At 60.3% G+C, this 9,444-nt stretch carries 8 protein-coding genes and 2 riboswitches; of the genes, 2 read left to right on the forward strand and 6 right to left on the reverse strand.

Translation table 11 applies throughout. The annotated features are described in order from the left end of the window. The first annotated feature begins 73 nt into the window (after positions 1 to 73). Positions 74 to 457 (forward strand): hypothetical protein, encoded by a 384-nt coding sequence (locus RWL87_RS08515; protein WP_049338271.1) that lies wholly within the window; start codon positions 74 to 76, stop codon positions 455 to 457. A gap of 145 nt (positions 458 to 602) precedes the next feature. On the opposite strand, the gene RWL87_RS08520 is transcribed toward RWL87_RS08515, so the two are convergent. Both RWL87_RS08520 and RWL87_RS08525 read right to left on the reverse strand, forming a co-directional pair. Beyond that, the gene (locus RWL87_RS08520; protein WP_313969589.1) at positions 603 to 1,211 is read right to left on the reverse strand and encodes a DUF1269 domain-containing protein; all 609 of its coding nucleotides are present in this window, start codon (positions 1,209 to 1,211) and stop codon (positions 603 to 605) included. Positions 1,212 to 1,380: 169 nt separating this feature from the next. Beyond that, the gene (locus RWL87_RS08525; protein ID WP_313969590.1) at positions 1,381 to 2,229 is read right to left on the reverse strand and encodes a transcriptional initiation protein Tat; all 849 of its coding nucleotides are present in this window, start codon (positions 2,227 to 2,229) and stop codon (positions 1,381 to 1,383) included. Positions 2,230 to 2,471: 242 nt separating this feature from the next. Here RWL87_RS08525 and RWL87_RS08530 point away from each other — a divergent pair, with 242 nt between their 5' ends. Beyond that, positions 2,472 to 3,560, forward strand: coding sequence for a C4-dicarboxylate ABC transporter substrate-binding protein (locus tag RWL87_RS08530; RefSeq protein ID WP_313969591.1), 1,089 nt, complete (start codon positions 2,472 to 2,474; stop codon positions 3,558 to 3,560). A gap of 151 nt (positions 3,561 to 3,711) precedes the next feature. On the opposite strand, the gene RWL87_RS08535 is transcribed toward RWL87_RS08530, so the two are convergent. From RWL87_RS08535 to RWL87_RS08550, 4 genes are all read right to left on the reverse strand, one after another. Further along, positions 3,712 to 5,835 carry an AMP-binding protein gene (locus RWL87_RS08535; RefSeq protein ID WP_313969592.1) on the reverse strand — a complete coding sequence of 708 codons (2,124 nt, stop codon included), beginning with the start codon at positions 5,833 to 5,835 and terminating at the stop codon, positions 3,712 to 3,714. Positions 5,836 to 6,278: 443 nt separating this feature from the next. After that, entirely contained in the window at positions 6,279 to 7,121 is an 843-nt protein-coding gene (locus tag RWL87_RS08540; protein ID WP_102034116.1) for an ABC transporter permease, read from the reverse strand. Further along, complete coding sequence (locus tag RWL87_RS08545; RefSeq protein ID WP_044150835.1) at positions 7,121 to 8,185, reverse strand: aliphatic sulfonate ABC transporter substrate-binding protein; 1,065 nt, start codon at positions 8,183 to 8,185, stop codon at positions 7,121 to 7,123. The genes RWL87_RS08540 and RWL87_RS08545 overlap by 1 nt, the downstream gene beginning before the upstream one ends. A gap of 64 nt (positions 8,186 to 8,249) precedes the next feature. Then, positions 8,250 to 9,086 carry an ABC transporter ATP-binding protein gene (locus tag RWL87_RS08550; RefSeq protein WP_313969593.1) on the reverse strand — a complete coding sequence of 279 codons (837 nt, stop codon included), beginning with the start codon at positions 9,084 to 9,086 and terminating at the stop codon, positions 8,250 to 8,252. Between the two features lie 4 nt (positions 9,087 to 9,090). Continuing rightward, a riboswitch (SAM riboswitch) is annotated at positions 9,091 to 9,187 on the reverse strand. Positions 9,188 to 9,362: 175 nt separating this feature from the next. Beyond that, a riboswitch (SAM riboswitch) is annotated at positions 9,363 to 9,444 on the forward strand. This riboswitch is flagged as partial in the annotation.

The raw sequence follows: 9,444 nt of genomic DNA on the forward strand, positions 1-9,444 counted from the left end.
CCGTACGACCCATACCGTGCGCAATACCAGGTGATGCAACCTCCCGCGTGGTCAAGATACAAAGAGAGATCCCATGTCTTTTCTGACCTCAAATCGCGTGGTGCGTACCGCGCTCGCTTCGGCGGCACTGCTGGTGCTCGGTACTGTTGCTGCCCCCGCAGCGCAGGCGTACAACCCGGACATTGATGGCGACGGCATCCCCAACACCTGGGAGATGAAGGGCTATGACGCAGACGGCGACGGCAAGATTGACGTTGATTACCCCGGCATGGGCGCCAACCCGCTGAAGAAGGATATCTTCGTGGAGATGGATTACATGCCCGGCCTGCTCGCTAGCGAAGAAGAGCTCGACCGCATCACCGAATCCTTCGCCCAGCTTCCCCTCCGCAACCCGAACGGCACCACCGGCATCAACATCCACCTGGAGAAAGAGAGATGGCTAAAATCCCCACCTTGAGTTTGGTATTTTTGCCATTGTCTTCCTTGATTTGTTCAAGATCTTGAGCCAAAATCCTCACTTCCTCTTTCTAAAATCTAGTTTTTAAAAAAATAGGCTATCTACCAGAAGTAGATAGCCTATTTTTTATGAGATGCTTGGGTGCTTACGCTTTCAATTTGTCAAACTTTGCTTTGACATTCGCCTTGAATTCTTCAAGCTTAGCCTTGCGTTCGGCTTTACGTTCAGCCTTCATCTGTGCACGCGCCTGGTTGTAGAGGTCTTCTTGGACTTGCAGAGCTGCTTCGATTTCGGCTACGACGGTTGCTACATCCCAACGCACGATTTGGGTGTCGTACTTGGTGAAGTAAGCATCGATGACTGCTTCGTTGTCTTCTTGCACCAAGGCAACAACGGCTGTTTCACCGTTAGTCAATTTTTGAGAAACAACGTCAATCAGGCCAGCTTCTGCCGTATCAACGATATCACCAGCAACCAAACCATGGAGGCTACCAATACCATAACCAAACAAGACGCCGATAGGACCACCCAAAAGCCCGATAACTGCACCGAGCAAGCCACCTTTTAGGGCTGCATCCGTCGTTGAATCTTCAAAATCATAGCGTTCTTTTTCAACGATATGACCGTTTTCATTTTTGACCAAGGCGATTTGAGCAACCTTGGTCGTCTGAGTTTGGCGGAAAGCCTTCAAATCTGCAAAGGACTGATAAGCTTCGCTTTCGGTGTTAAAGACTGAAATTACTAGGTTTTCCATAGTTGGTACCTCGTTCCTAAAGACTATATATACATTGTAATACAGTTCTCTTTTTTGGGAACTACTTTTTGCGACAATTTACCTCGGCGGCAGCCGGTAGGCTGAGTCCTAAAGCAGAGGGGCCCGGCATCCAGTATGGATGCCGGGCCCCTCTCTGCATGCTGTGGCGTTAGCGGCTGATGGTTGCCGAAGCGCGCAAACCAGCCAGGTCCTGGAAGGTGTACTCGCCGCCCTCGGTCAGCTGCATTGCGACGTTACCGCTGGTGATCTGAGCGGTGGTGGTCAGGGTGTAGCTGGAGGTCACCTCGGTGAAGTACACCGGAACCAGCGAAGCCAGCACCTGCGCGTAGCTCACGCCGTCCTTCGCGGTGGCTTCCAGGTAGTCGGAGGTGCGGATATCCAGCACGCCGGTCCAGACGTTGTCCTCGATGGTCGGCTCGTAGAACTTCGCGGTGTATGCGATGCCGTTGAACGCCGCCACGGCGGGGTTGTTGGTCTTCGCGCCGCCCTCGCTCTTAGCGAGTGCCGGGATTTCAACGTCGTTATCGACGTCCCACAGCAGCGGGTCGGTGACATCCTCGGCGGTGGGGAAGGTGAACTCGAAGGTCACCTGCAGGTGCGCCTGAGGGTACAGCCAGGAGCTACCCTGGAACTCGCCCTTGGAGTTGATGGGGGCGGAAATCCACAGGCCCGCGCCGCCGTACAGGCCGGCACCAACGCTACCGCCGGGGGTGAAGGTGCCGCCGCCGCCGCTCTGCGGGGTGGTGGAGGTTGCGGTGATGTTGGGTACCTGCACGGTGTAGGAATCCAGACCGTAGCGGGTATCAAAGTCGTTGGCGGGGTTCGAGTTGAACGCCTGGGTGAAGACGCCGAACTTCAGGGTCGGGGTTTCCTGCGCATCGGTGGACGCCGCGTAGGCGGGTACCGCCGCTGCGGTTGCGATGACGGGGGTGCTCCACGCGGCACCCTTGATGAGGGCGCGGCGGTTCAGACCGTTAGTGTTCGAGGAAGAAGTCATGGGATCTCTCTTGTCATTAGAATGTGGTGATGCATGTGATTTGAATTACTGATACTCTAATGTAATTCAGCTCATCTTCAAAATTATCTCAACTTTTACCTCAATGTATGAACATTACGGCACCCAGCTCACCTAGCGCGTGAAACGGGCGCATCATGGAAACCGTGGAGAACGTCCTCCCGGCAAGCTCCACCGAAACACCACCGGAACATCATTGGTCACCACACACTAAGGAACACAACATGGCATTTCTGAAGAGCGCACGCGTCACGCTTGCCTCCCTCGCAGTGCTCTGCCTGGGCACCATCGCAGCCCCCGCGGCAAACGCCTACAGCCCCGACATCGACGGCGACGGCATCCCCAACACCTGGGAGCTGAAGGGCTACGACGCAGACGGCGACGGCAAAATCGACGTCGACTTCCCCGCAATGGGCGCAAACCCCAACCACAAGGACATCTTCGTGGAGATGGACTACATGGCGGGCCTGCTGCCCAGCGAAGACGAGCTGGACCGCATCACCAAGATTTACGCTGACCTGCCCATGCGCAACCCCGACGGCACCACCGGCGTGAACATCCACCTGGACGCCGGTAGCGCCCGCAGCGCCAAGTACAACCTCGGCGGCGGCAACGAAATCAGCTACCAGGAGCTCGACAGCGAGTTCAAGGCGCTCCACCGCATCAAGGCGACCGAAGGTAAGTTCAACCCCGCCCGCGAAGGCACCTTCCACTACGTCATCTGGGGTGACTACTACGACAACAGCACCTCCTCCGGCATCGCTAACTTCGGTGGCCGCAACCTCATGGTCACCGTGGGCCCGCACTTCTGGGGTAAGGCAACCAGCGACATCCGCGTGGCAGTGTTCGTGCACGAGCTCGGCCACAACCTTGCGCTGAGCCACGGCGGCTGGGACGAAATCAACTACAAGCCCAACTACTACAGCGTCATGAACTACCAGTACACCCTCACCGGCGTGCCCATGGCCGACGGTAGCCGCTACTTTGGCTACTCCACTGCCGAGTACCGCATGCTGAACGAGGCGAAGCTGTACGAGGCGCGCGGCTTCGGTCCCCGCGCGGCTGGCTTCCTGTACAAGGGCAAGCCTGCCAACCAGCCGATTGACTTTAACGGCAACGGCAAGATCGACACCGAGCCGGTGTCCGTGGACCTCAACGGTGACGGCTTGATCACGAATCTGGGTGCGGCAAATGATTTGAAGATGATCCGCTTCCAGGCGACCGAGCACCCGGAGCAGCAGAAGGGCCCCGAGCACATTGAGCCGAGCGGTATTACCGCCGAACACGCTCGTTCGCTGGGTCTGATCAAGTAGGCTAACTAGGCGGCGCAACGCCAACAAAGAGCCGTGTCAGCCCAGTAAAATGGCATAGCAAAAGGTGCGGATACCGAATTATCATTCGGTATCCGCACCTTTACTCTATACAGCTTTTAGCTCAGCACAGTGCTCAGCTCAACAACAGAGCCTAGACAGCCTCGCTCACGCGGCCAGTATCCACCAGCACCTGCGCGATGTGGCCCAGCGCCTCCTCATTCTGCAGCGAAGAAACATCGCCCAGCGAACGACCCTGGTACAGCTCACCGAGCAGGCGGCGAGTAATCTTACCCGAACGGGTCTTCGGGATATCGGCAACCGCCACAACATCCTTCGGCTTAGCAATCGGGCCAATGTGCTCACGCACGTGCGCGGTCAGCGCCGCCTTCAGCTCGTCCTCAGTCAGGGTCTTGCCCTCGTCGGTGAGCGTCACGTAGGCGACCGCCTGGTGACCGGTCAGGTCGTCCTCCACGGGGCAGACGCCAGCCTCCACCACAGCGGGGTGGGTGACCAGTGCCGACTCAATCTCAATCGTGGACAGGCGGTGACCTGAAATGTTGATCACGTCGTCAATGCGGCCGAGGATGTACACGTTACCCTCTTCGTCTTCCTTCGCGCCGTCGCCAGCGAGGAACCAGCCGCGCTCGCCGTAGTGACGCCAGTAGGAATCCAGGAAGCGCTGCGGGTTCTGCCACACGGTACGAGCCATGGACGGGCCAATCTTATCGACCACGATGAAGCCCTGCTTGCCGGGTTCGACCGGGTCGCCGTGCTCATCCACCACGCGGGTGGACACACCCGGAACAGCGCGGGTAGCGCAACCGGGCAGGGGAGTGCAGTGCGGGGTGCCCTCCGGGTAGGTGCCCTCGGGTGCGAACGCGGGGTCGTGCGGGCGCGGGGAGCACACGGTCGAGCCGGTCTCAGACTGCCACCAGGTGTCGATGAACGCCGCGGTACCGCCGCCCACGTGCTGACGCAGCCAGCGCCACGCCTCCGGGTTAATGGACTCGCCCACCGAACCGAGCAGGCGCACGGTCGAGAAGTCGTACTTGCCGGGCTCCGGGCCGTTGGGGAACGCACCCATGAGGGAACGAATCAGGGTGGGGGCGGTGTAGTAGTTGGTCACGCCGTAACGTTCGATGACCTCGAAGTGGCGACCGTAGTGCGGGGTGTTCGGGGTGCCCTCGTAAATCACCTCGGATACGCCGTTAACCAGCGGACCGTAGATTTCGTAGGTGTGCGCGGTCACCCATGCGAGGTCGGCGGTGCACCAGTGGACGGTGGACTCCACCTTCTCGGGGTCGTTGACGGCCGACAGCTCGTCGGGGCGCAGCACGCCGTTCTCATCCACGTAATCCGGCAGCAGATCGTAGAGCAGCGCGTGGGTGTACGCGGTCTGCACCAGATAGCCGCCCATCGTGTGGACCAGGCCCTTGGGCTTACCGGTCGTGCCGGAGGTGTAAATGATGAACAGCGGATCCTCGGCGTCGTGCAGCTCGTAGGCGTGAGTGTCCGGCTGGTCGTCCACCAGGTCGTGGTACCAGACGTCGCGACCCTCAGTCCACGGCACAGCCGCGTGCGCTACGGGGTCGGAGGCGCTGGTGCGGTCCACCACGATGACGTGCTCGATGTTGTTCTCACCGGAGCATGCTTCGTCGGCGTTGACCTTCACGGGAACGACCTTGCCGCGGCGGTTCTGACCGTCGGTGGTGATGAGCACCTTCGCGCCGGTGTCTTCCACACGGAACTTCAGCGCCTCGGCGGAGAAACCACCGAAGACGAGGGAGTGGATCGCACCAATACGCGCGCAGGCGAGGGTGAAGATAATGGTTTCGGGGATGACGGGCAGGTAGATGACCACGCGGTCACCCTTGCGCACGCCCAGGGACAGCAGGCCGTTCGCAGCCTTCGCGATGCGGCGCTGCAGTTCGGCGTAGGTGATGGCTTCACGGTCGCCGGGTTCACCTTCAAAGTAGAGGGCTACCTTGTCGCCGCGGCCCGCCTCCACGTGGCGGTCTACGCAGTTGTAGGCGACGTTCAGCTTGCCGCCCTCGAACCACTTAATTTCGGGGATCGTGAACTGTTCGATGCCTTCCTCATCGAAGCCGAGGGACTTCGGCTTCTCGAAGCGGTGCGCGGTGTGCCAGGGCTCAGCCCAGGTGAGTCGCTGCGCCTGCTTCTCCCAGAACGCGACGCGCGCCTCGTCAGATTCGAGGGCGGGGTTCGGGGTGGGGTTCAGCGGGTCGGTGAACGAGTAGGGGGTGGGCAGTCCCATTATTCTCCCATCGGTTGCTGGCATTAGCACCCTTGCTTGCCGTGCCGCTGTCTGTGTGACCGTGGGGTCTGTGTGTGCGTTGGCGAGGGGGTTGCTGCGACGTCGTTGAGCCAGGTCTCTCGGTCGCTCTGGATGGTTTGCCTTCTTAGTAAAGCGCGCTCGAGGGGGTGGACGCAAAGGGGACCGTCATATTCGGAATGGTGAGTACCAGTTCGTAATATAACGACATATTTAAAGACCCCGCCCCGCGCTCACTACTGTGGGGCGCGGGGCGGGGCACATCATCATCATTCAGTAGGCGACAGGTTTCCCCGCCGACTTCTTTCTCCGGCACGTAGCGATGATTAGCTCACTGTCGGGAGCAACCACGCGGCGGACATCTCTCCTAAAACTCAGCGCGTGCTGAGTGTTGCGTTTAACTGTGGTGCTAATTGCTGGTGGCGTTAGTTGCTGGGGTACTTCGCCTTCACCCAGCGTTCGAAAACACCCACCAGTGCATCGGTAATCTTACCGAGCACCGCCAGCGCCACAATAGCCAGCAGCAGGCGGTCGGTGCGACCGTTGTTCTGCGAGTCGGTCAGCAGGTAACCCAGGCCCATGGATGCACCCAGCAGCTCAGCGGCGACCAGGAACAGCCACGCCTGAGCCAGCGCCAGACGCAGACCCGAAACGACCGACGGCAGAACCGCGGGAAGCTGAACCGTGGTGAATAGGCGCAGACCCTTCAGACCGAAGGCGCGTGCCGCCTCCACAAGCTTGGGGTCAACGTGCGCCAGAGCCGCAGAAACCGTGGTGTACACCGGGAAGAACGCACCAATAGCAACCAGGGTTACCTTGGAATTCTCGCCGATACCGATCCACAGCAGAAGCAGCGGAACCCACGCCAGGGACGGCACGGCACGTAGCGCACCAATGGTCGGTGCGGCAATCAGACGCACCGGCGCAGACAAGCCAATCAGCGCACCCAGCACCAGGCCGAGCACGGCACCAATACCGAAACCAATCAGCACACGCTGAGTAGAAATCGCCACGTGGCGGCCCAATTCGCCGCGCTGCGCCAGCTCAACACCGGCGCTGACCACACGGTCGGGGGAGGGCAGCTGAACCTGGGTGAACACGCCGTTCGTGCTCAGAATGTACCAGAGGGCAATCAGTGCCAGGGGAAGAATCAGGCCCAGGTACTGCTTACCGGCGAACGGGTTCGACGGCAGCTTCACGGAAGAGGCACGCTTCTCAGCACGCTCAGCGCGAGCGCTGGAGGCGGCGGTAATCGTTGCGGCGGTCATTACTTCTCAACCACCTTTGCGATCTTCTCGACGGCTGCGCTGTCAGCCTTCTTTGCGAACTGGTCGTCCACAATGCTGTTCAGCGCCTTGTCCACGTCGGACTGGGAGGGAACGTCGCCGGACTCCACCAGGATCGGGCCGACACCCTTGAGAACCTCAACCTGCTTAGCGCCCGGAACCGGGTCGATATCCAGGTGGGTGCGCTCCATGACGACCTGAGCGGTCTCGTGCTTAATGCCGGACTCCTCCTCGACAATCTTCACAGCCTCTTCGGGGTTCTTCTTAGCCCAGGCGCGAGCGTACTCGTACACGTCCACGATGGTCTGTGCGGCGGTCGGGTTGGACTGAATGAACTTCTCGGTCGCGTTCAGGAAGCCGTAGGTGTTGAAGTTCAGGTTGCGGTAGAAGAGCACGTCGCCGCTTTCCACCTCGGCGGCAGCCATGATCGGGTCCAGGCCGCTCCACGCGTTGACCTGACCGTTATCCAGGGCGGTGCGGCCGTCGGCGTGCTGCAGGTTCTGAATGGTCAGGTCCGAAGCAGAAATACCCTCCTGCTTGAGTGCCTGCAGCAGCAGGAAGTACGGGTCGGTACCCTTGGTCACGGCAACGGTCTTACCCTTCAAATCCGCAACCTTGGTGATGCCCGAGTCCTTGCGGGTGACGAGCGCCGACCATTCCGGCTGCGAGTAGAGGCTAATGACCTTGATGGGGGAGCCATTAGCGCGTGCCAGCAGCGCCGCCGAACCGGCGGTCGAGCCAACATCAATATTGCCGCTACGCAGCGCCTCATTCGCTTTGTTCGAGCCGGCCGACTTGACCCACTCAACCTTCTTACCCTCGGCGGCGAGGGCGGTCTCAAGCCAACCCTTCTTGCGGATAATCAGGGACAGCGGGTTGTAGGTCGCGTAGTCAATGGTCACGGTGTTCTGATTGCCACCACCGGCAGCACCGGAGGCGTTAGCGGAACCGGAACCTTCACCGGCGCAGGCGCTGAGCAGAGTAGCAAAAGCGGCGGCTGCGGCAAGGGACTTGAGGGCGGTACGGCGAGACGGGGAGTAAGTCATGATGAAATCTTTTCGCTTCTGAAGATGATGATGTGATGTGTAAGAAATGCGTTTCGTGGCGGCTTTAGGCGTTATCTTCCACGCCGAGCTCAGCGAGCAACTCGCTGCGCAACGCGGTGATTTCTGCATCCGCGCGGTCGCGGGGGTGAGAGCGGTCAACGGTCACGATGCGCTGGATGGTGGCGGGCGCCTCCGGGGTGTCCTTGCCGAGCACGATGACCCGGTCGGAGAGGTACAGCGCCTCTTCCACGTCGTGGGTGACCAGCAGAATCGTGGTCGGATCCTGACGGTGCACGTCCAGCAGCAGATCCTGCATGTTGATGCGGGTCAGTGCGTCGAGGGCGCCGAATGGCTCGTCGAGCAGGAGCACGCCGGGGTTGCGGGCGAGCGCTCGCGCCAGGGACACGCGCTGAGCCATACCGCCGGAAATTTCCTTAGGGCGGTGGGTTGCGTATTCGCTCAGGCCGACCAGGTCGAGCAGGCGGGTTACGGATGCTGCGCCGTCAGATTTTTTGGTGCCCTGCGGCAGTCCGAGCGCCACGTTGTCGGCGACGGTGCGCCAGGGGAGCAGGCGCGGTTCCTGAAAGCCGATAGCTACGCGGGGGTCGAGGCCGGTCACTGCCTTCTCGCCGATACGCACGGTACCTGCGGTGATGCGGTTCAGGCCTGCCGCTGCACGCAGGAGGGTGGATTTGCCGCATCCGGAGGAGCCGATGACGGAGATAATCTCGCCGGGGGCTGCGGTGAAGGAGACTCCGCGAAGAACTTCGTGGGTTCCGCCGGGCACGGGGAAAGATTGTCCGACGCCTTCAAAGCTCAAGGGGACGGCGGCGGTGGATACGGCGTGGTGGCCGTTCTTTTCACTGGTGGGTACGTCAGTTACTGCACTGTTGAGTGTCATGTCACTTCCATCGTTCCTGGCGTTAGCACCGGGGGCGGAAGAATCCGTGCCGGTTGCTGCGACGTCGTGGAGCCAGGTCTCTCAGTCGCTCTGGATGGTTTGCTTCTCCCACCCTATGGGCTGTGGCGTGCCTCAATCAACCCTGCGGGCGCGTATGAATTTCTATGACCGTATATTTCGCATTTATCACGAAATATTTCGGTTCCACGTCACAAAAAGATTTTTTCGTCACAAACGTGACCTCCCTCCCGCGCGCCCCGTACACTCAAACCACGAGATCATGAGTCCCGGCGCTAAGCTCTGGCTAGCCGGGCGGCAACCCTCTCCCGTAGCGGGGTGCCCCAGATGATGATCTGGC

The sequence above is a fragment of the uncultured Rothia sp. genome (assembly GCF_963555405.1).
Classification (GTDB): Bacteria; Actinomycetota; Actinomycetes; order Actinomycetales; family Micrococcaceae; genus Rothia.